This window comes from Nocardioides flavescens (assembly GCF_009823805.1).
GTDB lineage: Bacteria > Actinomycetota > Actinomycetes > Propionibacteriales > Nocardioidaceae > Nocardioides > Nocardioides flavescens.
On the sequence record NZ_WUEK01000006.1, the window covers coordinates 240,974 to 264,531 of the forward strand.

18 protein-coding genes are annotated in these 23,558 nt (G+C 70.4%); 17 read left to right on the plus strand and 1 reads right to left on the minus strand.

Annotation, left to right across the window (positions count from 1 at the left end; genetic code table 11):
• From GRQ65_RS11885 to GRQ65_RS11940, 12 genes are all read left to right on the plus strand, one after another.
• Nucleotides 1–828 carry an MlaE family ABC transporter permease gene (locus tag GRQ65_RS11885; RefSeq protein ID WP_160878169.1) on the plus strand — a complete coding sequence of 276 codons (828 nt, stop codon included), beginning with the start codon at nucleotides 1–3 and terminating at the stop codon, nucleotides 826–828.
• A complete protein-coding gene (locus GRQ65_RS11890) occupies nucleotides 825–2,177 on the plus strand; it encodes an MCE family protein (protein WP_160878170.1) in 1,353 nt (450 codons plus the stop codon). Before GRQ65_RS11885 ends, GRQ65_RS11890 begins: the two co-directional genes overlap by 4 nt.
• Nucleotides 2,174–3,205 carry an MCE family protein gene (locus GRQ65_RS11895; RefSeq protein WP_337191670.1) on the plus strand — a complete coding sequence of 344 codons (1,032 nt, stop codon included), beginning with the start codon at nucleotides 2,174–2,176 and terminating at the stop codon, nucleotides 3,203–3,205. Before GRQ65_RS11890 ends, GRQ65_RS11895 begins: the two co-directional genes overlap by 4 nt.
• Complete coding sequence (locus GRQ65_RS11900; RefSeq protein WP_160878171.1) at nucleotides 3,202–4,182, plus strand: MCE family protein; 981 nt, start codon at nucleotides 3,202–3,204, stop codon at nucleotides 4,180–4,182. The genes GRQ65_RS11895 and GRQ65_RS11900 overlap by 4 nt, the downstream gene beginning before the upstream one ends.
• Nucleotides 4,182–5,330 carry an MCE family protein gene (locus GRQ65_RS11905; protein ID WP_237448135.1) on the plus strand — a complete coding sequence of 383 codons (1,149 nt, stop codon included), beginning with the start codon at nucleotides 4,182–4,184 and terminating at the stop codon, nucleotides 5,328–5,330. The genes GRQ65_RS11900 and GRQ65_RS11905 overlap by 1 nt, the downstream gene beginning before the upstream one ends.
• Nucleotides 5,327–6,856 (plus strand): MCE family protein, encoded by a 1,530-nt coding sequence (locus tag GRQ65_RS11910; RefSeq protein ID WP_160878172.1) that lies wholly within the window; start codon nucleotides 5,327–5,329, stop codon nucleotides 6,854–6,856. Before GRQ65_RS11905 ends, GRQ65_RS11910 begins: the two co-directional genes overlap by 4 nt.
• Nucleotides 6,853–8,181 (plus strand): MCE family protein, encoded by a 1,329-nt coding sequence (locus GRQ65_RS11915; RefSeq protein WP_160878173.1) that lies wholly within the window; start codon nucleotides 6,853–6,855, stop codon nucleotides 8,179–8,181. The genes GRQ65_RS11910 and GRQ65_RS11915 overlap by 4 nt, the downstream gene beginning before the upstream one ends.
• The gene (locus tag GRQ65_RS24025) at nucleotides 8,178–8,909 is read left to right on the plus strand and encodes a hypothetical protein (protein WP_160878174.1); all 732 of its coding nucleotides are present in this window, start codon (nucleotides 8,178–8,180) and stop codon (nucleotides 8,907–8,909) included. The genes GRQ65_RS11915 and GRQ65_RS24025 overlap by 4 nt, the downstream gene beginning before the upstream one ends.
• The gene (locus GRQ65_RS11925) at nucleotides 8,906–9,697 is read left to right on the plus strand and encodes a DnaJ domain-containing protein (RefSeq protein ID WP_160878175.1); all 792 of its coding nucleotides are present in this window, start codon (nucleotides 8,906–8,908) and stop codon (nucleotides 9,695–9,697) included. Before GRQ65_RS24025 ends, GRQ65_RS11925 begins: the two co-directional genes overlap by 4 nt.
• Nucleotides 9,698–9,971: 274 nt before the next feature.
• Complete coding sequence (rpoB, locus tag GRQ65_RS11930) at nucleotides 9,972–13,481, plus strand: DNA-directed RNA polymerase subunit beta (protein WP_237448136.1); 3,510 nt, start codon at nucleotides 9,972–9,974, stop codon at nucleotides 13,479–13,481.
• Between the two features lie 146 nt (nucleotides 13,482–13,627).
• Entirely contained in the window at nucleotides 13,628–17,521 is a 3,894-nt protein-coding gene (locus tag GRQ65_RS11935) for a DNA-directed RNA polymerase subunit beta' (protein ID WP_160878177.1), read from the plus strand.
• 270 nt (nucleotides 17,522–17,791) lie between these two features.
• Nucleotides 17,792–18,304: a DUF4232 domain-containing protein gene (locus GRQ65_RS11940; protein ID WP_160878178.1), complete on the plus strand. Its 513-nt coding sequence runs from the start codon at nucleotides 17,792–17,794 to the stop codon at nucleotides 18,302–18,304.
• On the opposite strand, the gene GRQ65_RS11945 is transcribed toward GRQ65_RS11940, so the two are convergent.
• Nucleotides 18,295–19,128 (minus strand): MmyB family transcriptional regulator, encoded by an 834-nt coding sequence (locus GRQ65_RS11945; protein WP_160878179.1) that lies wholly within the window; start codon nucleotides 19,126–19,128, stop codon nucleotides 18,295–18,297. The genes GRQ65_RS11940 and GRQ65_RS11945 overlap by 10 nt on opposite strands.
• Nucleotides 19,129–19,272: 144 nt before the next feature.
• Between GRQ65_RS11945 and GRQ65_RS11950 the strand changes: the two genes are divergently transcribed.
• From GRQ65_RS11950 to GRQ65_RS24030, 5 genes are read left to right on the plus strand one after another with little or no spacing between them, the layout of a single operon-like run.
• Nucleotides 19,273–20,223 carry an SDR family oxidoreductase gene (locus GRQ65_RS11950; RefSeq protein WP_160878180.1) on the plus strand — a complete coding sequence of 317 codons (951 nt, stop codon included), beginning with the start codon at nucleotides 19,273–19,275 and terminating at the stop codon, nucleotides 20,221–20,223.
• Nucleotides 20,223–20,468 carry a hypothetical protein gene (locus GRQ65_RS11955; RefSeq protein WP_160878181.1) on the plus strand — a complete coding sequence of 82 codons (246 nt, stop codon included), beginning with the start codon at nucleotides 20,223–20,225 and terminating at the stop codon, nucleotides 20,466–20,468. Before GRQ65_RS11950 ends, GRQ65_RS11955 begins: the two co-directional genes overlap by 1 nt.
• 43 nt (nucleotides 20,469–20,511) lie before the next feature.
• Entirely contained in the window at nucleotides 20,512–21,774 is a 1,263-nt protein-coding gene (locus tag GRQ65_RS11960; RefSeq protein ID WP_160878182.1) for a geranylgeranyl reductase family protein, read from the plus strand.
• Nucleotides 21,775–21,777: 3 nt separating this feature from the next.
• The gene (locus tag GRQ65_RS11965) at nucleotides 21,778–22,596 is read left to right on the plus strand and encodes a 1-acyl-sn-glycerol-3-phosphate acyltransferase (protein ID WP_160878183.1); all 819 of its coding nucleotides are present in this window, start codon (nucleotides 21,778–21,780) and stop codon (nucleotides 22,594–22,596) included.
• Between the two features lie 9 nt (nucleotides 22,597–22,605).
• Nucleotides 22,606–23,556: an NUDIX domain-containing protein gene (locus tag GRQ65_RS24030; protein ID WP_337191671.1), complete on the plus strand. Its 951-nt coding sequence runs from the start codon at nucleotides 22,606–22,608 to the stop codon at nucleotides 23,554–23,556.
• The last annotated feature ends 2 nt before the right edge of the window (nucleotides 23,557–23,558 follow it).

Consider the following 23,558-nt stretch of genomic DNA (forward strand, 5'->3'; position numbering starts at 1 on the left):
GTGGCCAACCTCAGGAGCCTCTACACCCGGCCCGCCTCCGCGCTCGACGGCATCGGCGGCCAGCTCGCCTTCTACATCCGCGTGCTCGTCGCGGTGCCGCGCTCGGTCACGCGCTACCCCAAGGAGATCGCGAGGATCCTGGCCGAGGTCACCCTCGGCTCGGGGTCGCTGGCGATCATCGGCGGCACCGTCGGCGTCATCCTCGGCATGACCTTCTTCACCGGGGCGCAGGTCGGGCTGTCGGGCTACGCCGCCCTCGACCAGATCGGCACCGCGGCGTTCTCCGGCTTCGTGTCGGCGTACTTCAACACCCGCGAGATCGCCCCGCTGGTCGCCGGCATCGCCCTGGCCGCCACGGTCGGCTGCGGCTTCACCGCCCAGCTCGGCGCCATGCGCATCTCGGAGGAGGTCGACGCCCTCGAGGTGATGGCGATCCCCTCGATGCCGTTCCTGGTGGCCACCCGCGTCGTCGGCGGCCTGATCGCGATCATCCCGCTCTACGTCGTCGGCCTGCTGTCCTCCTACGTCGCCAGCCGGCTCGTCGTGACGCAGTTCTACGGCCAGTCGGCCGGCACCTACGACCACTACTTCAACCAGTTCCTGCCACCGGGCGACGTCCTCTGGTCCTTCGGCAAGGTGCTCGTCTTCGCCGTGGTCGTGATCCTCATCCACTGCTACTACGGCTACAACGCCGGTGGCGGTCCCGCCGGCGTGGGCATCGCGGTGGGTCGCGCGGTGCGCACCAGCATCGTCGCCGTCAACGTCATCGACCTGCTGCTCTCGATGGCGATCTGGGGTGCCTCGACGACGGTGAGGCTGGCCGGATGAACGCCGTCCTGCGCCAGGTCAAGCTCCTCGGCGTCGTCTTCCTCGTCCTCGTGCTGGCCGCGGTCTACCTGACCTACGCGGCGTTCACGAAGAAGTTCGCGTCCTACGAGGTCATCGAGGTCAAGGCCTCGACCACCGGCCTGCAGCTGCCCTCGCGCGCCGACGTGAAGATCCGCGGCGTCCAGGTCGGCGAGGTGCTGAGCACGGAGGCGACGTCCGACGGCGCCACCATCGAGGTGGGGCTCTACCCCGAGGACACCCGCGAGATCCCGGCCAACGTCTCGGCCTCGATCGTGCCGAAGACCCTCTTCGGCGAGAAGTACGTCTCGCTGATCATCCCCAGCGACCCCGCCACCAAGCCGATCCAGGCCGGGGCGGTCATCCAGCGCACCCAGGTGGCGACCGAGGTCGAGCAGGTGCTCAACGACCTCTACCCGCTCCTGGAGAGCATCGACCCGGCCCAGCTCAACGCCACCCTCACCGCGCTGTCGACCGCCCTCGAGGGCCGGGGCGACCAGCTCGGGCAGAACCTCCAGACCCTCGACGCCTACCTCACCAAGCTCAACCCCGAGCTCCCGGCGCTGGTCGAGGACCTCCGCCTGGCCTCGCAGGTCTCCGACATCTACGCCGACGTGCTGCCGGAGATCGGCAACGTCCTGCAGAACACCGTCACCACCACCACGACGCTCGAGACGCGCGAGCAGAAGCTCAACGCGCTGCTCAACGACGTCTCGGCGTTCAGCGACACCGCGCGCGGCTTCCTCGACACCAACGAGGACAACCTCGTCTCGCTCGGCCAGCTCACCGAGCAGACCGCGACCGTGCTGGCGCGCTACTCCTCGGAGTTCCCGTGCCTGCTCGGCGGCCTGGTGAACGGCGGCAAGCGGCAGGCCGAGGCGTTCCGCAACTTCACCCTCCACATCGTGCTGGAGACGATCCCGAACCAGCCGCGCGGCTACACCCCGGCCGACACCCCGGTGCTCGGCGACGACCGCGGCCCCAACTGCCTGGACCTCCCGAGCCCGCCGGGCACCCAGGAGAACCCCTTCACCGACATCCCGAACTTCAACGACGGCATCAACAGCCCGACCGGCAAGGGCACCTCCCGCGTCGGCACGGCCTACGCGCCGACCGACGGGTCTGTCGCCCCCCAGGTCGCGGCGGGCGACCAGCTCGGCGGCTTCGGCGGCTACGCCGGCAGCCCGGAGGAGACGGCGGTGCTCTCCGAGCTGCTCGCGCCGGGGCTGGGCACGAGCGCCGACGACGTGCCGGACCTCGGCGGGCTGCTGCTCGGCCCGGCGGTGCGCGGCGCGACGGTCTCGATCGGGGACGGGGGTGAGACGCCGTGAAGCTCTTCGACAAGAAGACCTCGGGCGACCTGGTCAAGCTGATGGTCTTCGTCGTCGTCACCGCGATGGCGACGGGCCTGCTGATCGTGCTCATCGGCAACCTCACCTTCGGTAGCTCGCGCACCTACAAGGCGGTGTTCAGCGACGCCACCGGGGTGCTGAAGGGCGACGACGTCCGGATCGCCGGGGTGAAGGTCGGCTCGGTCAAGGACGTCGCGGTCACCGACCGCACCCGCGCGCTCGTGACCTTCTCCGTCGCCGACACCAGCACCCTCACCGGCGCGACGTTCGCGACGATCAAGTACCGCAACCTCGTCGGCCAGCGCTACATCGCGCTGAGCCAGGAGATCGGCTCGTCCGAGCGGTTGGAGGACGGCGCGACCATCCCGCTCTCCCAGACCCAGCCCGCGCTCGACCTCACGGTGCTGTTCAACGGGTTCAAGCCGCTGTTCCAGGCGCTGAGCCCCTCCGACGTCAACCAGCTGTCCTACGAGATCGTCCAGGTCTTCCAGGGCGAGGGTGGGACGGTCGAGAGCCTGCTCGGCCACACCGCCTCGGTCACCTCCACGCTCGCCTCGCGCGACCAGGTGATCAGCCAGCTCATCGACAACCTCAACCAGGTGCTCGACCACCTCGGCGACCGCGACCAGCAGCTGAACCGGCTGATCACGACGTTCCGCACCTTCGTCTCCGGGCTCAAGGACGACCGTGAGGCGATCCTGGGCTCGCTCGACCAGATCTCGGAGCTGTCCGTGCAGACCGCCTCGCTGGTGGAGGGCGTGCGCTCGCCGCTGGTGGCCGACATCAAGGAGCTGCGCCGGCTCACCGGCAACATCCAGCGCAACGAGGGCGAGCTCGACCGGGCGCTGCAGGTGCTGCCGATCAAGCTCAACAAGATCGGGCGCACCGCGACCTACGGCTCGTGGTTCAACTTCTACCTCTGCCAGTTCCAGGGACGGGTGAAGCTGCCGGGGATCAGCGTCCCGATCACCTACAACACCGGCTCCGAACGGTGTGATCTCGGATGAAGCCCTTCCGCGAGCGCAACCCCGTGATCATCGGCGCGATCAGCATCGCGCTGCTGCTCGCGCTGCTGGTCGGCGCGTTCCGCGCCCAGGACCTGCCGCTGATCGGCGGCGGCGACACCTACACCGCGGCGTTCCGCGAGGCCGGCGGCCTCGAGGCCGACGACCCCGTGCGGATCGCCGGCGTCCGCGTCGGCAAGGTGGAGTCGGTCGCCCTCGACGGCGACCAGGTCAAGGTCACCTTCCGCATCGAGGACAAGGCCGACTTCGGCAAGGACACCGGCGCCTCGATCCGGATCAACACGCTGCTGGGCGCGATGTACCTCGCCCTCGAGCCGGCCGGCTCGGGGCAGCTCGCCGCGGGCAGCGAGATCCCCGCGAGCCGCACCACCTCGCCGTACGACGTCGTGCAGGTCTTCGAGGGGCTCGGCAACACCGCCGAGGCGATCGACACCGATCAGCTCGCCGCCTCGCTCACGACCCTGGCCGACCTGACCCGCAACACCCCCGAGGAGTTCAAGGCCGCGCTGTCCGGGGTCTCGGCCCTGTCGAGCAACATCGCCGAGAAGAACGAGCGGATCAACACCCTGCTGAAGAACCTCGACCGCGTCAGCACCGTGCTCAACGACCGCGACCAGGACATCGTGGCGCTGATGAAGGACGCCGACGTGCTGTTCCAGGCCCTGGTGCAGCGCCGCGACTCGATCCACCAGCTGCTGGTCTCGACGTCCGACCTCGCGCAGGAGCTCAGCGCCCTGGTGCGGCAGAGCCGCGAGGACCTCAACCCGGCGCTGACCCAGCTCAACGACGTGGTGGGTGTCCTGAACAAGAACGAGGACAACATCGACAACAGCCTGCGGCTGCTGGCGCCGTTCTACCGCGTCTTCACCAACACCCTCGGCAACGGCCCGTGGTTCGACACCTACATCCAGAACCTGCCGCCGGTGCCCGACCTCGAGAACGGCGGGGGGCTCGGCTGATGGACGCCACCATGGACAAGGTCAAGCAGTTCGCGATCCCGGTCGTGCTCGTGCTCCTGCTCGCCGCGGCGGGGATCACGATGCTCAACGAGGACGACTCCAAGACGCTCACCGCGAACTTCCCGCGGGCGATCTCGATCTACGAGGGCAGCGACGTGCGGGTGCTCGGCGTCAGCGTCGGCAGCGTCGAGAAGGTCGAGCCCTCGGGCACCGACGTCGCGGTCACCGTCCGCTACGACAAGTCGGTCAAGCTGCCGAAGGACGCGAAGGCCGTCATCGTGGCGCCGTCGATCGTCGGTGACCGCTACGTGCAGATCACGCCGGCCTACTCCGGCGGCCCGACGCTACCCGACGGCTCGACGCTCGCCGTGGAGGACACCTCGGTGCCGCTCGAGCTCGACCAGATCTACTCCAGCCTCGACGACCTGACCGTCGCGCTGGGCCCCAACGGCGCCAACCGCACCGGGGCCCTCACCGACCTGCTGCAGACCACCGCGGCCAACTTCGGTGGGCAGGGCGCACAGTTCCACCAGACGATCGACAACTTCTCCCAGCTGAGCGCCACCCTCGACGACAACAAGGACGAGCTGTTCGACTCCGCCGCCCAGCTCGAGGGGTTCATCAACACCCTGGCCACCAACGACGACACGGTGCGTCAGTTCAACACCTCGCTCTCCTCGGTCTCCGACGTGCTCGCCGGTGAGCGCCAGGAGCTCGCGGCGGCGCTGAAGAACCTCTCGGTCGGCCTCGGCGACGTCACCACCTTCGTCAAGGAGAACCGCGAGATCCTCGGCAAGAACATCACCAACATCAACCGGGTCGCCAAGGTGCTGGTCAAGCAGCGCGACGCCCTCGAGGAGACGCTGCGCACCGCACCGGTCGCGCTCAACAACCTCGGCGCGACGTACAACCCCCAGGCGGGCACGCTCGACGTCAACGCCAACCTCGGCGAGACCCTCAACCAGGTGATCGGCAACCCGGCCGAGCTGCTGTGCGGCATCGTCAACCAGGCCGACGAGTCCGGGCAGCTGTGCAACCTGGTCGACAGCATCCTGCCGCGCTCGGCGCCGTTCGGCACCGGCACGTCGTACGGCGAGCGGTTCGACCCGACGCTCGGCGGGCTCGTGGCCGCGGAGGAGGCGAAGTGAGTCGCGGGGGACTGCGCCGGCTGGCGCACGCGGTCGCCGGGGTCCTCGTCGGCACCCTGGCCCTGAGCGCCTGCGACTTCAGCGTCTACGACCTGCCGCTGCCCGGCGGCGCCGACGTCGGCGACGACCCGATCACGGTGACGGTGGAGTTCGCCGACGTGCTCGACCTGGTGCCCAAGAGCGCCGTCAAGGTCAACGACGTCACCGTCGGCCAGGTGAGCGACGTCCGGCTGAAGGGCTACACCGCCGAGGTCACCCTCGAGCTGCGCAAGGACACCGAGCTGCCCGACAACGCGCTGGCCCAGATCCGCCAGACCAGCCTGCTGGGGGAGAAGTTCGTGTCGCTCTCCGCCCCCGCCGAGGGCGCGCAGGGCCGGCTGTCCGACGGCGACGACATCCCGCTCGACCGCTCCGGGCGCAACCCGGAGGTCGAGGAGGTGCTCGGCGCGCTGAGCCTGATCCTCAACGGCGGTGGCATCGCCCAGGCGCAGAGCATCGTCAAGGAGGTCAACAAGGTCCTCACCGGGCGCGAGGACGACGTCCGCTCCCTGCTCGACCAGGTCGACACCTTCACCGGCACCCTCGACGACAACAAGGGCGACATCGTCGACGCGATCGAGGCCCTCAACCGGCTCTCCATCTCGGTGCGCCAGCAGCAGGACAAGATCGACCTCGCCCTCGACGAGCTGCCCAGCGCGCTGACCAGCATCGACGGTCAGCGCCGCGACCTGGTGAAGATGCTCAAGGCCCTCGACCAGCTCAGCGACGTCGGGGTCCGGGTCATCAACGCCTCCAAGGACGCCACCATCGGCTCGCTGCAGCAGCTGCAGCCGGTGCTCGCCCAGCTGGCCAACTCCGGTGACGACTTCGTCAACGCGTTCAACGTCTTCCTGACCTACCCCTTCGTCGACGAGGCGGTCGGCCGCGACCCGCAGGTCGCCCGCAACCTGCACATGGGGGACTACACCAACCTGTCGGTCCAGCTGCAGCTCGACCTCACGCAGGGTCTGCCGACGCTGCCGGGGCTGCCCACCGAGGTGGTCTGCACCCCGCTCGGCCAGATCCCCGACGTCGGCCCGCTGCCGCCGCTCGACACGCTCTGCGCGGGGGCGATCGACGCCATCAACAAGTGCCTGCAGAGCCCGAGCCTGCAGAACTGCCAGGGGCTGCCGAACTTCCTCATCTCCCAGGTCTGCCAGCAGGTCGCGATCCCGGTCCTGTGCCCCGGCGCGGGCTCGGCCACCCCCGGGGTGCCGCTGCCCACGCTGCCCTCGATCACGCTCCCGTCGATCAGCCTGCCCGGGCTCCCACTGACGTCCAACGGGCTGCTGGGCGGCACGCTCAACGGGCTCGGGCTCAACCGGGCCGCGCCCGGCACCGGCACCCAGGTCGACGCGCGCGGACCGACCATGGCCCAGCTGCAGGAGGTCTACGACCCCGACCTGGTCAACCTGCTCGTGCCGCAGATGGTGACCGGCTCGGGTCAGCAGCAGTCCGGCCAGGGCTCGAAGGGAGCACGCCAGTGATCACCCGCCGCACCAAGGTGCAGCTGCTGGTCTTCGCGATCATCACGCTGCTCGGCGTCAGCTACGTCGGCGCGCGCTACGCCCAGCTCGACCGGGTCTTCGTCGACGACAGCTACGAGGTGACCGCACAGTTCCCCGACTCCGGGGGCATCTTCGCCGGCGGTGAGGTGACCTACCGAGGCGTGGGCATCGGCCAGGTCTCGAAGATGGAGCTGACGAAGTCCGGGGTCGACGTCGTCATGAGCATCGACAAGAACTACGACGACATCCCCTCCGACGCGCTCGCCGTCGTCGGCAACCGCTCCGCCGTGGGGGAGCAGTACGTCGAGCTGCAGCCGCAGCGCGACGACGGGCCCTTCCTGCGCGACGGCTCGGTGATCGAGCAGAAGAACACCGAGATCCCGATCGCCACCGACAAGCTGCTCACCGACATCTCCGGCACCGTGAGCTCGGTCGACCAGCAGGCGCTGCGGACCACGATCGACGAGCTCGGCACGGCGTTCGCGGGCACCGGCGACGACCTGCAGCGCATCATCGACACCGGCGGCGACTTCATCCAGACCGCCGACGCCAACTTCGACCTCACGACGAACCTGATCCGCGACAGCAACACGGTGCTCACCACCCAGGTCGAGTCCGAGTCGGCGATCCGCAACTTCTCCTCGCAGCTGTCGAAGTTCACCGACGTGCTGGCCGGCTCCGACCCGGACCTGCGCCGCCTGATCGACAACGGCGGCCCCGCTGCCAACCAGCTGCGGACGTTCCTGGAGGACAACCAGGTCGAGCTGGGCGACCTGCTCAACAACCTGGTCACGACCGGCCAGATCACGGTCGAGCACCTCGACGGGGTCAAGCAGCTGCTCGTGCTCTACCCCTACGTCGTCGAGGGCGGCTTCACCGTCGTCGCCAAGTCGCCCGACACCGGGCTCTACGACGCGCACTTCGGGCTCATCATCACCAGCCAGCCGGTCTGCCACCAGGGCTACCAGGGCACCGACACCCGGCCCCCGCAGGACGGCGAGAACCGCCCGATGAACACCGACGCCCGCTGCACCGAGCCGGCGAGCGAGTCCAACGCCCGCGGTGCGCAGAACATCCCGCTCAACCGGGCCGCGCCGGGCTACGACGCCCCGGTCGTCGGCTCCTACGACGAGCAGACCGGGGCCTTCGCCTGGGGCGACCCGGCCGAGCGCTCCGCACTTGGCGGGGAGCAGGACGACCAGGCCGCCGCGTTGGCGCCCACCGGTAGCGTGGCCCCGCCGACGCTCGGAGAGGAGTCCTGGAAGTGGCTGTTCCTCCAGCCCCTGACCTCGGGTCGGGAGTGAGCGCGCAGACCACCCAGCGGCAGACCTCCAGGACCTTCCGGCTCGCCCTGCTGGTCGTGCTGCTGGTCCTTCTCCTCGGCTCGACGGCCGCCGTCGCCTACCTCGCGGCGACCCGCCCCGTGCCCGCCGTCGGGCTGGGCGGGGAGCAGGCGGCGCTGCAGAGCGAGCGGGAGACGGTGATGTCGCAGGCCGAGCAGTTCATGAAACGGGTCAACACCTACGGCCCGGACCTGCTCGAGGGCGACACCATGCCGAAGTACCGCTCGCTCGTCGAGGAGGTCATCACCCCGAAGTTCGCCGCGGACTTCGAGAAGAACGTCCCCGCCGCCGAGCAGACCGTCGCCGAGGCGGGGCTGGCGCGCACCTGCGAGGTCTTCAGCACCGGTGTCTCCTCGATCGACGACGACTCCGCCACCGCGCTCGTCGCCGGCTCCTTCACCAACTCCTACCCGTCCTCCCCGGGCTCCGACGACCGGGTCGAGACCGACCCGGCGCCGTTCCGCGTGCAGGTCGACCTGCTCAAGGTGAAGGGGACCTGGCTCGTCGACGACTTCACCCCGCTCACCGGCGAGACGCCGCAGTCGGGGCTGCCGAGCGGCTCGCCGAGCGAGCTGCCGTCGATCCTGCCCTCGACCGATCCCTCTGCCGACCCCACTGCCGACCCCACTGCCGACCCCTCGACGGGCGCCACGGGCAGCGCGGAGCCGAGCGGAGGCACGACCCCGTGACCCCGACCTGGTACGACGTCCTCGGCGTCGAGCGAACCGCCTCGAGCGAGGAGATCCGGGCGGCGTGGCGCGGCGCGATCGCCGACCTCGAGCCGGGGGACCGCCGCTTCCGCTCGCTCAACGAGGCCGCCGAGGTGCTGCTCGACCAGGAGCGCCGCGCGGCGTACGACGCCGAGCTCGAGCCGGTCGAGGAGCCGGTCGAGGAGCCGGTCGAGGAGCCGGTCGAGGACGGCAGCCCGGTCGAGGACGACAGCCCGGTCGAGGACGACGCGCCGGCCGAGGACCCGGCGCCGGCGGGCCGGGGCGTGCCGGCCTGGCTGCTGGCCGCCCTCGCCGTGCTGACCGCGGTGATGATGGTGGCCGCGGGCTACCTGCTGACCCAGCCCTCCGACGAGGCGATCGCGGAGGCCACCTCGGACGCGCAGTCCACCGCCGAGCGCTCGGTCGTGACGATCCTGTCCTACGACTACCGCGAGATGGACGCTGACCAGAAGGCCGCCGGCGAGCTGATGACCGCGTCCTACCGCGCCGACTACGACAAGCTCTTCGCCCAGCTCGCCGCCAACGCCCCGGACCTGAAGGTCGTCGTGAGCTGCGAGGTGATCGCCTCGGGGATCGTGCGCTCGGGCGAGGACCGCGTGCAGGTGCTCGTCTTCGTCAACCGGCCGACGGAGCGGGCCGACCTGACCACTCCGCGGACCTACCGCGACCAGGTCCGGATCACGATGGTGCGCAGCGGCGACGACTGGCTCGTGGACGACATGGAGACCAGCCCGACCGCCTCCTGAGGCCGCCTCCTCCGGGCGTGGCTGTGCGCGTTCGGCAGCGAGGTGTGTGGACCGGTGCGGGGTGGGGTACCACCGGGGTGCTTGACCTCGACGCGACGAACGCCCATCATCGTGGGACGTCGTACGGCGGACACCGGCGCGGTCTTGAATGCTGCCCCTCTGTGCCCTATCGTGGGTCCTTGCGTCTGCCCTCATATGCTCTTCACCCTGTCCGGATGGGTGCGGGAGTGGTCGCCAGACGCCATTCACTCTGCGATTCGTACGAGGACAACTCTTGGCGCTCACAGCCTCCCGTCCGTCCAGCCCCGACCGCGGTAACAATGGTCACCGCATCTCCTTCGCGAAGATCCACGAGCCGCTCGAGGTCCCGCAGCTGCTCTCCCTCCAGACCGACAGCTTCGACTGGCTGGTCGGCAACGAGGCGTGGGACGCCGCCGTCGAGCGGCGTCGCGCCAACGGCGAGGACGTCTCGAGCAAGTCGGGTCTGCAGGAGATCTTCGAGGAGATCTCCCCGATCGAGGACTTCTCCGAGACGATGTCGCTCTCGTTCGAGAACCCGGTCTTCTACGACCCCAAGTACACCGTGGACGAGTGCAAGGAGAAGGACTTCACCTACTCCGCCCCGCTCTACGTCTCCGCGGAGTTCACCAACAACGACACCGGTGAGATCAAGGGCCAGACGGTCTTCATGGGCGACTTCCCGCTCATGACGCCCAAGGGCACGTTCATCATCAACGGCACCGAGCGCGTCGTCGTCTCCCAGCTGGTCCGCAGCCCGGGCGTCTACTTCGAGCGCTCCGCCGACAAGACCTCGGACAAGGACATCTTCACCGCCAAGCTGATCCCCAGCCGCGGTGCCTGGCTCGAGTTCGAGATCGACAAGCGCGACATGGTCGGCGTCCGCCTCGACCGCAAGCGCAAGCAGAACGTCACCGTCCTGCTCAAGGCCCTCGGCATGACCGTCGAGGACATCCGCCGCGAGTTCGCCGACCCGGCCTCCACCGAGGGTCGCGCCTACGAGTCCATCGAGCTCACCCTCGACAAGGACAACACGCAGGCCGAGGACGACGCGCTGCTCGACATCTACCGCAAGCTGCGTCCGGGTGAACCCCCCACGCGCGAGGCGGCGCAGACGCTGCTGAACAACTACTACTTCAACCCCAAGCGCTACGACCTGGCCAAGGTCGGGCGCTACAAGGTCAACAAGAAGCTGGGCCTCACCGAGGCGTTCGACCAGCAGACGCTGACCCTCAGCGACATCGTCGCCGCCATCCGCTACATCGTGGCGCTGCACGACGGCCAGACCGAGGTCGAGAGCCCGCAGGGTGCCCTCGAGATCGCGGCCGACGACATCGACCACTTCGGCAACCGTCGCATGCGCACCGTGGGCGAGCTGATCCAGAACCAGCTCCGCACCGGCCTGGCGCGCATGGAGCGCGTGGTCCGCGAGCGGATGACGACCCAGGACGTCGAGGCGATCACGCCGCAGTCGCTGATCAACATCCGCCCCGTCGTCGCGGCGCTGAAGGAGTTCTTCGGCACCTCGCAGCTCTCGCAGTTCATGGACCAGACCAACCCGATCGCCGGGCTGACGCACAAGCGTCGTCTCTCGGCGCTCGGTCCCGGTGGTCTGTCCCGCGACCGCGCCGGCATGGAGGTCCGCGACGTCCACCCGTCGCACTACGGCCGCATGTGCCCCATCGAGACCCCTGAGGGTCCCAACATCGGTCTGATCGGCTCGCTGGCCTCCTACGGGCGCATCAACCCGTTCGGCTTCGTGGAGACCCCCTACCGCAAGGTGGAGCAGGGGCTCATCACCGACCAGGTCGACTACCTCACCGCCGACGACGAGGACCGCTACGTCATCGCGCAGGCCAACGCCGTCATCGGCGAGGACATGCGCTTCGTCGACGAGCGGGTCCTGGTCCGCCAGCGCGACGGCGAGGTCTCCGAGGTCCCGGCGGCCGAGGTCGACTACATCGACGTCTCGCCGCGCCAGATGGTGTCGGTCGCGACCGCGCTGATCCCGTTCCTCGAGCACGACGACGCCAACCGCGCGCTCATGGGTGCCAACATGCAGCGCCAGGCCGTGCCGCTCATCAAGAGCGACTCGCCCCTGGTCGGCACCGGCATCGAGTACCGCGCCGCCGTCGACGCCGGTGACGTCGTCACCGCGACGAAGGCCGGTGTGGTCAAGGAGGTGTCCGCCGACATCGTCGAGACGATGAACGACGACGGCACCTACTCGACGTACCGCCTCGACAAGTTCCGCCGCTCCAACCAGGGCACCTGCATCAACCAGCGCCCGCTGGTGAGCGAGGGCGACCGGCTCGAGGCCGGCAGCCCGATCGCCGACGGTCCGTGCACCGACCTGGCCGAGATGGCGCTGGGCACCAACCTGCTCGTCGCCTTCATGCCGTGGCAGGGCCACAACTACGAGGACGCCATCATCCTCAGCCAGCGGCTGGTCCAGGAGGACGTCCTCACCTCGATCCACATCGAGGAGCACGAGGTCGACGCGCGCGACACCAAGCTCGGCCCCGAGGAGATCACCCGCGACATCCCCAACGTCTCCGAGGAGATGCTGGCCGACCTCGACGAGCGCGGGATCATCCGCATCGGCGCCGAGGTCACCACGGGCGACATCCTGGTCGGCAAGGTGACGCCGAAGGGCGAGACCGAGCTGACCCCCGAGGAGCGCCTGCTCCGCGCGATCTTCGGTGAGAAGGCGCGCGAGGTGCGCGACACCTCGATGAAGGTCCCGCACGGCGAGTCCGGCACCGTCATCGGCGTCCGCGTCTTCGACCGCGAGGAGGGCGACGAGCTGCCCCCGGGCGTCAACCAGCTCGTCCGCGTCTACGTCGCGCAGAAGCGCAAGATCTCCGTCGGCGACAAGCTCGCCGGTCGCCACGGCAACAAGGGCGTCATCGCGAAGATCCTGCCGATCGAGGACATGCCGTTCATGGAGGACGGCACCCCGGTCGACGTCGTGCTCAACCCGCTCGGTGTCCCGCGCCGCATGAACATCGGCCAGATCCTCGAGCTGCACACCGGCTGGCTGGCCAAGCAGGGCTGGGACCTCGCGCTCCACGACGACCAGGGCAAGGCCGACTGGAAGGACCGCCTCATCGCGATCCACGCCGACAAGGCCGAGCCCAACACCCGCGTCGCGACGCCGGTGTTCGACGGTGCGCGCGAGGACGAGATCACCGGTCTGCTCGGTGCGACCACGCCCAACCGCGACGGCGTCCGCGTCGTCAAGGAGGACGGCAAGGCCGCGCTGTTCGACGGTCGCTCCGGCGAGCCGTTCCCGGACCCGGTCTCGGTCGGCTACATGTACATCCTCAAGCTGCACCACCTCGTGGACGACAAGATCCACGCGCGCAGCACCGGCCCCTACTCGATGATCACGCAGCAGCCGCTGGGCGGTAAGGCCCAGTTCGGTGGCCAGCGGTTCGGCGAGATGGAGGTCTGGGCGATGGAGGCATACGGCGCCGCCTACGCCCTGCAGGAGCTGCTGACGATCAAGTCCGACGACGTGCCCGGTCGCGTCAAGGTCTACGAGGCGATCGTCAAGGGCGAGAACATCCCCGACTCGGGCATCCCGGAGTCGTTCAAGGTTCTCGTCAAGGAGATGCAGTCGCTCTGCCTGAACGTCGAGGTCCTGAGCCAGGACGGTTCGCAGATCGAGCTCCGTGACGCGGAGGAGGACGTCTTCCGCGCCGCCGAGGAGCTCGGGATCGACCTGTCGCGCCGCGAGCCCAGCTCCGTCGAAGAGGTGTGAGTCAGGTGGTTTCGAGACGGGCCTAGCGGCCCTCCTCAACCACCGGTGACGAACCGGTGGTTGAGGAAGTCGCGCAGCGACTGTCTCGAAACCCCCTCTCCGCCCCCCTTTACTGCAGCACCACAGATCTAACGAGGGACACCTACGTGCTCGACGTCAACTTCTTCGATCAGCTGAAGATCGGCCTGGCCACCGCGGACGACATCCGCACCTGGAGCCACGGCGAGGTCAAGAAGCCGGAGACCATCAACTACCGCACGCTCAAGCCCGAGCGTGACGGCCTCTTCTGCGAGAAGATCTTCGGTCCCACCCGGGACTGGGAGTGCTACTGCGGCAAGTACAAGCGCGTGCGCTTCAAGGGCATCATCTGCGAGCGCTGCGGCGTCGAGGTGACCCGTTCCAAGGTCCGCCGCGAGCGGATGGGCCACATCGAGCTGGCCGCCCCGGTCACCCACATCTGGTACTTCAAGGGTGTCCCGAGCCGGCTCGGCTACCTGCTCGACCTCGCCCCGAAGGACCTCGAGAAGGTCATCTACTTCGCGGCGTACATGATCACCTCGGTCGACGAGGACGCCCGTCACCGCGACCTGTCCTCGCTCGAGGGCAAGGTCGGCCTGGAGCGCGAGCGCCTCGAGAAGCGCCGCGACCAGTCGCTGGAGGACCGCACCAAGAAGCTGGAGGAGGACCTCGCCGCCCTGGAGGCGGAGGGGGCCAAGGCCGACCAGCGTCGCAAGGTCCGCGACGGCGCCGAGCGCGAGATGAAGCAGCTGCGTGACCGTGCGCAGCGCGAGATCGACCGCCTCGACGAGGTGTGGAACACCTTCAAGTCGCTCAAGGTCCAGGACCTCATGGGCGACGAGATGCTCTACCGCGAGATGAAGAACTGGTTCGGCAAGTACTTCGAGGGCCACATGGGCGCCACGGCGATCCAGAAGCGCCTGCAGTCCTTCGACATCGCGGCCGAGGTCGAGAACCTCCGCGAGACCATCGCGACCGGCAAGGGCCAGAAGAAGGTCCGCGCCCTCAAGCGCCTCAAGGTCGTCGACGCGTTCCGCAAGACCGGCAACCAGCCTCAGGGCATGGTGCTCGACGCCGTCCCGGTGATCCCGCCGGACCTGCGCCCGATGGTGCAGCTCGACGGTGGCCGGTTCGCGACCTCGGACCTCAACGACCTCTACCGTCGCGTGATCAACCGCAACAACCGCCTCAAGCGGCTGCTCGACCTCGGTGCGCCCGAGATCATCGTCAACAACGAGAAGCGGATGCTCCAGGAGGCCGTCGACTCGCTGTTCGACAACGGCCGCCGCGGTCGTCCCGTCACCGGCCCGGGCAACCGGCCGCTGAAGTCGCTGTCCGACATGCTCAAGGGCAAGCAGGGTCGCTTCCGCCAGAACCTCCTCGGCAAGCGCGTCGACTACTCCGGCCGCTCGGTGATCGTCTCGGGTCCGCAGCTCAAGCTGCACCAGTGCGGTCTGCCGAAGATGATGGCGCTGGAGCTCTTCAAGCCCTTCGTGATGAAGCGGCTCGTCGACCTCTCGCACGCGCAGAACATCAAGTCCGCCAAGCGGATGGTCGAGCGCGCGACCTCCGGTGCCTCGCGCTACGCGATGGTCTGGGACGTCCTCGAAGAGGTCATCATGGAGCACCCGGTGCTGCTCAACCGCGCACCGACGCTGCACCGCCTCGGCATCCAGGCCTTCGAGCCGCAGCTGATCGAGGGCAAGGCCATCCAGATCCACCCGCTCGTCTGCGGCGCGTTCAACGCCGACTTCGACGGTGACCAGATGGCGGTGCACCTGCCGCTGTCGGCCGAGGCCCAGGCCGAGGCGCGGATCCTGATGCTGTCGACCAACAACATCCTCAAGCCCTCGGACGGCCGTCCGGTGACCATGCCCTCGCAGGACATGATCATCGGTCTGTTCTGGCTGACCACCGACCGCGAGGGCGAGCCCGGCGAGGGCCGCGCGTTCGCGTCGTCGGCCGAGGCGATCATGGCCTTCGACCGCCGCGAGATCACGCTGCAGTCGAAGATCAAGATCCGCTTCACCGACGTGGTGCCGCCGCTCGGCGAGGAGGTCGAGGAGGTCGAGGCGGGTCAGCCGCTGACCCTCGAGACCACCCTGGGTCGGGCGCTGTTCAACGAGACCCTGCCCGCCGACTACCCGTTCGTGAACTACGAGGTCGGCAAGAAGGCTCTCGGCGCGATCGTCAACGACCTCGCCGAGCGCTACACCAAGGTCGAGGTCGCGGCCTCGCTCGACGCCCTCAAGGACACCGGCTTCCACTGGGCCACCCGCTCCGGTGTGACCGTGTCGATCGAGGACGTCGTCACCCCCGCCGACAAGGCCGACATCCTGTCGGGCTACGAGGCGCAGGCCGAGCGCGTGCAGAAGCAGTTCGAGCGCGGTCTGGTCACCGACGACGAGCGTCGCCAGGAGCTCATCGAGATCTGGACCGAGGCCTCGCGCATGGTCGGTGACGCGATGGAGAAGAACTTCGACAAGAAGAACCCCATCTACATGATGGTGGACTCGGGTGCGTCGGGGAACATGAACCAGATCCGGCAGGTCGCTGCCATGCGTGGTCTGGTGGCGAACCCGAAGGGCGAGATCATCCCGCGTCCGATCAAGTCGAACTTCCGTGAGGGCCTCACCGTCCTCGAGTACTTCATCGCGACCCACGGTGCCCGCAAGGGTCTGGCCGACACCGCGCTGCGCACGGCGGACTCGGGCTACCTGACCCGTCGTCTCGTCGACGTGTCGCAGGACGTCATCATCCGTGAGGACGACTGCGGCACCGAGCGCGGTCTCGACAAGCGCATCGGCGTTAAGACCGAGGACGGCACCGTCCGCAAGGACGACAACGCCGAGACCGCGGCGTACGCCCGCACGGCGGCCGTCGAGATCACCCACCCGGAGACCGGCGAGGTCCTCGCCGGCGCCGGTGACGACCTCGGCGACGTCAAGATCGGTGAGCTCATCGCCGCCGGCATCGAGACGGTCAAGGTCCGCTCCGTGCTGACCTGCGACGCCCGCACCGGCACCTGCGCCAAGTGCTACGGCCGCTCGCTGGCCACCGGCAAGCTGGTCGACATCGGTGAGGCGGTCGGCATCATCGCCGCGCAGTCCATCGGTGAGCCCGGCACGCAGCTGACGATGCGCACCTTCCACACCGGTGGTGTGGCCTCGGCCGACGACATCACGCAGGGTCTGCCCCGCGTGGTCGAGCTCTTCGAGGCCCGCTCGCCCAAGGGTGTCTCGCCGATCAGCGAGGTCGCCGGTCGCGTGGAGATCGAGGACAGCGACAAGGCCCGCAAGGTCCTCGTCACGCCCGACGACGGCTCCGACGTCATCGAGTACGTCGTCAGCCGCCGCTCGCGCCTGCTGGTCTCCGACGGTGACCACATCGAGGTCGGCGACATGCTGACGGTCGGCACGCCCGACCCGAAGGAGGTCCTGCGCATCCTCGGTGTCCGTCGCACCCAGCAGCACCTGGTGGACGAGGTCCAGTCGGTGTACCGCTCGCAGGGCGTGGCGATCCACGACAAGCACATCGAGATCATCGTGCGGCAGATGCTGCGCCGGATCACGGTGCTGGAGTCGGGCGAGACCCGCCTGCTGCCCTCCGACCTCGTGGACCGCGTGACCTTCGAGGAGGAGAACCGCCGCGTGGTCTCCGAGGGCGGCAAGCCGGCCTCGGGTCGTCCCGAGCTCATGGGCATCACCAAGGCCTCGCTCGCGACCGAGTCGTGGCTCTCGGCGGCCTCCTTCCAGGAGACCACCCGCGTGCTCACCGACGCCGCGATCAACGGTCGCTCCGACAGCCTGCGCGGGCTGAAGGAGAACGTGATCATCGGCAAGCTGATCCCGGCCGGCACCGGCCTGGAGCGCTACCGCAACATCCGGGTGGAGCCGACCGAGGAGGCCCGCGCCGCGGCGTACTCCGTCACCGGCTACGACTCCTACGACTACGAGTTCGCCGGCTCCGGCGGACAGGCGGTCGCCCTGGAGGACTTCGACTTCGGGTCCTACCAGAACTGAGTCACCCGCTCGACGCACGACGCCCCCGGCAGCCTCGGCTGCCGGGGGCGTCGGCGTTGCTGGCGGTGGTTGAGGAAGGACGAAGTCCTGTCTCGAAACCACCTGACCGACGGCAGGTGGTTTCGAGACGGTCGCCAGCGCGACCTCCTCAACCACCGTCGACGCTTCTCAGCAGAAGTTCAGCGCGCACCCGCAACTCCTCTGCACCTTCGCGGATCACACTCGTGACAGGACGCCGACCACGGCGTCCGAGGTCCTGAGGAGGAGCAGATGCACCACCCCTTCCGCACCCTCGCGGCCGCCGCGCTCGTCGCGACCACCGCGTTCGCCGTCGCCCCCGCCGCGGGGGCCGCCACCAGCGCGGCCGCGCCGCCGGAGTGCACCAACGCCGAGCTGACGGCGTCGTACGCCGGTGGGCAGGGCGCGGCGGGCCACGTCTACGGCCGGATCGTGCTGCGCAACACCTCCGACCAGTCGTGCTGGGTCCAGGGCTACGGCGGGCTGTCGTACGTCGGGGGCACGCACGGGCGTCAGGTCGGTGCCGCGGCCGACCGCACGAAGAGCCCCACGCCGCGCACGCTCGTGGCGCCCGGCGAGCGGGTGCGCAGCCAGGTCGAGGAGACCTCCACCGGACCCTACTCCGACCAGCAGTGCGACCCGCAGAAGGTCGCGGGGTTCCGGGTCTACCTGCCGGACGAGACCCGCTCGCAGTTCGTGGAGCACCCGACCACCGGGTGCGCCGACACCGACGTGCACCTGCTGTCGCACAAGGCCTACCGCTGAGGCGACACCACGTCGAGCAGCTGGAGACGCTCGTGGCTGGGCGTGCCCGGCACCGCCGTGTAGACGAGCAGGTGGTGGGACTGGCCGGTGTCGACCAGGCTCTGGCAGGTCAGCTCGAGCGGTCCGACGTCGGGGTGCAGGAAGCGCTTGGTCTCCCGCGGGGTGATGCCGACCTCGTGGCGCGCCCACACCTCACGGAACTCCTCGCTCTGCTCGAGCAGGAGCTCCGCGAGGTGGGCGGCGCGCGAGGCGGGCCCGCGCAGGGCGAGGAGGCCGCGCAGCCCCGAGGCCCACATCCGGCTCAGGAACTCGTGCTCGTCGGGGTCGTAGCGGGCCCGGGTCGCCGGGTCGGTGAACCATCGGTAGCCGAGGCTGCGCGCCGGTCCGACGTACGACGTGAGGTCGCCGGTGAGCGCGACGCCGAGCCGGGTCTGGCGCAGCGTCTCGCCGAGCTCGCTGACGACCTCGGCCGGGGTGTCGTCGAGGCGGTCGAGGATGCGCAGCAGCCCCGGGGACACGTGGTCGCCGGGTGACCCGCGACCGGGCGCGGGGTGTCCGGTGAGCCGGAACAGGTGGTCGCGCTCGTCCAGGTCGAGCCGGAGCCCCTGCGCGATCGCGGCGACCATCTGCGCGGAGGGCTGGGGGCCGCGCTCCTGCTCGAGCCGGGAGTAGTAGTCGGTCGACATGTGGCACAGGCCCGCGACCTCCTCACGCCGCAGGCCGCTCGTGCGACGTCGCTGGCCACGTGGCAGGCCGACGTCCTCGGGCTGCAGCGCCTCGCGGCGGCTGCGCAGGAAGCCGGCCAGGCCGGAGCGGTCGATCACGTGTCCTTCCTACCCGGACCCCGAGCCCGGAGCCACGGACTGACAGACCGTGGTTGCGCCCCGCGGCGCGAGGCAGCGTGGTGCCCGACCGCAGCCCGCACCCCGGCGGACCGTCCCCGAGGAGGGCTGCACCCAGGAGACGACATGCCCCGCACCCAGCCCGACCCGACCGTTCCCGACCTCACCGGTCGGCGCGTGGTCGTCACCGGCGCCAGCGACGGGATGGGTCTGCGGCTCGCCGCCCGGCTCGCCGGTGCGGGCGCCGACCTGGTGCTGCCGGTCCGCAACCGCGCCAAGGGCGACGCAGCCGTGGCTTCGATCCGCGACGAGCACCCGCAAGCACGCGTGACGCTGCGCGAGCTCGACCTCGCCTCGCTCGCGTCGGTGGCCCGCCTCGGCGAGGCGCTGCGCGCCGAGGGAGATCCCGTCCACGTCCTCATCGCCAACGCAGGGGTGATGGCGCCCCCGGAGCGCCGCACGAGCCCGGACGGGTTCGAGCTGCAGCTCGCGACCAACCACCTCGGGCACGTCGCCCTCGTGGCGCACCTGATGCCGTTGCTCGTCGCCGGGCGGGGACGGGTGACCTCGGTGACGAGCGTGGCCGCGAACCGCGGCACGGTGCGCTGGGACGACCTGAACTGGGAGCGCGACTACCACCCGTTCCGCGCGTACGCCTCCTCGAAGGTCGCGGTGGGGCTCTTCGCCCTCGAGCTCGAACGCCGCAGCGCCGCGGGCGGCTGGGGCGTCACCAGCAACTTGGTGCACCCGGGCGTCGCGCCGACCAACCTGCTCGCCGCCCAGCCCGAGCTGGGACGTGCGGAGGACAGTCGCGAGGTCCGGCTGATCCGGGCGCTGTCACGCCGCGGGATCCTGGTCGGCACCCCCGAGTCGGCCACGGGTCCGGCGCTGCTCGCCGCCACGTCGCCCGAGGCGGTGGGCGGAGGCTTCTACGGTCCGCGCGGTCTCGGGCACCTCGGCGGCCCGCCGGCTGAGCAGCGGCCCTACCGGTCGCTGCGCAGCGCGGAGGACGGCGCGCGCATCTGGGAGGTCAGCGAGGAGATGACGGGACTGGCCATCTCGGGTACCGCCGTGTGATGAGCGGCACAGATTCAGACGCAGAGTCAGACGCGGAGTCCGGCGTTACGTCGGAGGAGGCCGAGATCGACCCGGAGGACGAGGCGGCGATCGCCGAGGAGCGGGAGCGACGCCTCGACCCCGACAACCGGCCCGACCACGCCGAGGTGGACAACACCGACCGCGACTTCGACGCGGCCAAGGGGATGTTCACCGACTCCGAGGACTACGAGCAGACCGACGAGGAGTTCAGCACCGAGGTCTGAGCGCTGATTCCCGGGCTCTTCGGGGGCCTGAGACACTGGAGGGGTGAGCAGCACGCCCTCCAGCGCCGACGTCCTCGTCGTGGGAGCCGGTCCGGCCGGGTCGGCCGCGGCGGCCTGGGCGGCCAGGGGCGGCGCCGACGTGGTGCTCGCCGACGCGGCGGTCTTCCCCCGCGACAAGACCTGCGGCGACGGACTGACGCCGCGCGCGGTCCACGAGATGACCGCGCTCGGCCTCGAGGACTGGCTGCGGGCCCACCCGGTCAACCGGGGCCTGCGCGCCCACGGCTTCGGGCAGACACTGCTGCTGCCCTGGTCGGCCGGACGCGGCGTCGCCTCGAGCGACACCCTGCCGGAGTGGGGCTCGGCCGTGCCGCGCACCGAGCTCGACGACCACCTGCGCACGACCGCGATCAAGTCCGGCGCGACGGCCGTCGACGGCGCCCGTGCGGTCGGCGTACGCCGCGGCTCGAACGGCGCGGTCGAGGGCGTAACGTTCCGCACCGCCACCGGCGAGAGCGAGATCGCGTGCCGCCACCTGGTCGTGGCCGACGGCGTGCGCTCGCCGCTAGGCAAGCAGCTCGGTCGCGAGTGGCACCGCGACACCGTCTACGGCGTGGCCGGACGCTCCTACGTCGCGAGCACGATGTCGGACGACCCGTGGATCAGCAGCCACCTCGAGCTGCGCGGCGAGGACGGCACCGTGCTGCCGGGCTACGGCTGGATCTTCCCGCTCGGCACCGGTGAGGTGAACCTCGGCGTCGGTGCGCTCGCGACCAGCAAGCGCCCCGCGGAGCTCGCGATCAAGCCGCTCATGGCCTACTACGCCGAGCAGCGTCGCTCCGACTTCGGCCTCTCCGGCGACCTGCGGGCCCCGACCAGCGCGCTGCTACCGATGGGCGGCGCGGTCAGCGGCGTGGCCGGGCCCAACTGGGCGCTCATCGGCGACGCGGCCGCGTGCGTCAACCCACTCAACGGGGAAGGCATCGACTACGGCCTCGAGACCGGTCGTCTGGTGGCCGACAGCATCGCCGCCGGCGAGCGGCTCGAGACCGCGTGGCCGGCGCTGCTGCGCGAGCACTACGGCGAGGCGTTCTCGATCGCCCGGCGCCTGGCCGGTCTGACGACGGTGCCGGGCGTGCTCAAGAGCCTCGGGCCACTCGGGATGCGCTCGGACTGGCTGATGACGCTGGCGCTGCGCTGGATGGGCAACCTCGTCACCGACGAGGACCGCGATCGGGCGGCGCGGGTCTGGCGCTGGGCCGGGCGCCGCTCCCTCGCGGTCGACGCGCGCCCGCCGTTCAGCTGAGCCGTGGCGCGGGTCGGGCGTCGGCGCGGGGACGGGCTGCAGCGTGCGGTCGTCGCCGGCGGGCGGGGGCTGCTGCGCGCCCTCGACCTGACCGTCCGCTCGGCGGGCCACGAGCACGTGCCGGCGACCGGGCCGGTGGTGCTCGCCGCCAACCACGTGTCGTTCCCCGACTTCGTCTTCGTGCAGCAGGCGCTCCTCGCGGGTCCGGCCGGCTCGGGTGGTCGGCTCGCGCGGTTCCTGTGCCGCCACGAGATCTGGGGCGTGCCGGTGGTCGGCGCGGCGATGGACCGGATGCGCCAGGTGCCCGTCGACCGGGCCGCCCCGGCCGCGGCGTACCTCCGGGCCCGCGCGCTGCTGCGTGAGGCCGAGGCCGTCTGCGTCTTCCCGGAGGCCGGCATCTCTGCGGCGTACGTCGTGCGGGCGCTCATGCCCGGCGCCGTGGCGCTGGCGCGCGAGACCGGGGCCCCGCTGGTGCCGGTGAGCGTGTGGGGCGGGCAGCGGTTGTGGCCTCAGAAGCGCACCCTCGAGGACCCGTTCCCGCGGCCGACGCCGGCGCGCGGGCGGCTGGTCGACGTCGTGTTCCACCCGCCCCTGGCCGAGCCGACGACCGAGGCGCTGGGTCACGTGCTCCAGGCGGGGCTCGAGACGCTGCAGCGGCTGCCCGAGCACCGGCCGCGGCCGGGGGAGTGGGCGCCCTGGCACCCCGCGCACCTCGGTGGTGACGCCGTGCCGCGGGCCGAGTCCTTCGCGCTCGACGGGCTGCCGCGGGCCGCGATCGCGCCGACGTGGGGTCCCGGCCCGCCGGCTGACGGCGACGCATAGGTTGGAGCGGTGGGCGAGAAGCGGCAGGCACGGCCGACGCGCCCGGTGCGCAAGGTCCAGCGCGTCGCGGCGTACGCCGTCGTGCTGCGTGAGGACCGCATCCTGCTGAGCCGCCTCGCCGACCGGCTCACCTCCAAGGAGCTGTGGACGCTACCCGGCGGCGGCGTCGAGCACGGCGAGGACCCGCGTGACGCCGTCGTGCGCGAGGTGCACGAGGAGACCGGTCTCGACGTCGAGATCGGCGAGACCGCCCACGTCTACTCCGCCCACGTGCGCAACGCCTGGCGCCACGGACGCCGCGCCGACTCCCACGCGCTGCGCATCGTCTACGACGGCTGGGTGCCCGTCGACAGCCCCGAGCCGCACGTCGTCGAGGTCGACGGCTCGACCATGGACGCCGCCTGGAAGCCGCTCGCCGACGTCCTCGACGGCACCGTGCCGACCGTGCCGATGGTGGCCGAGGTGCTGGCCGAGCACCGGCCGTTCCGCCTGCAGCGGGTCGCGGCGTACGCCCTGGTGACGCGGGGCTCCGACACGGGAGACGGGCCCGGGGTCGAGGTGCTGCTGACCCGGCTCTCGGCGCGGGGGCCGCACCCCGGGGCCTGGACGCTGCCCGGTGGCGGCATCGACCACGGCGAGGACCCGCGCGACGCGGTCGTGCGCGAGGTGCACGAGGAGACCGGTCTGACCGCGCGGCCCGGCGAAGTGCTCGACGTGGTCTCGAGCCACTTCGAGGGCACGGCGCCGTCGGGGCGCCGCGAGGACTTCCACGCGGTGATGGTCGTCTTCGACGCCGCTGTGGACGCTGGCGAGCCTCGGGTCGTCGAGCAGGACGGCACCACCGCGGAGGCGGCGTGGGTGCCGCTGGCGCGGCTGGGGGAGATGGACGTGCGCCCGGTCGTCGCGCGCGCTCTCGAGACGCGGCGCCGCCGCGCTGCCGGTGTCGGTGGGCCGACGTAGAT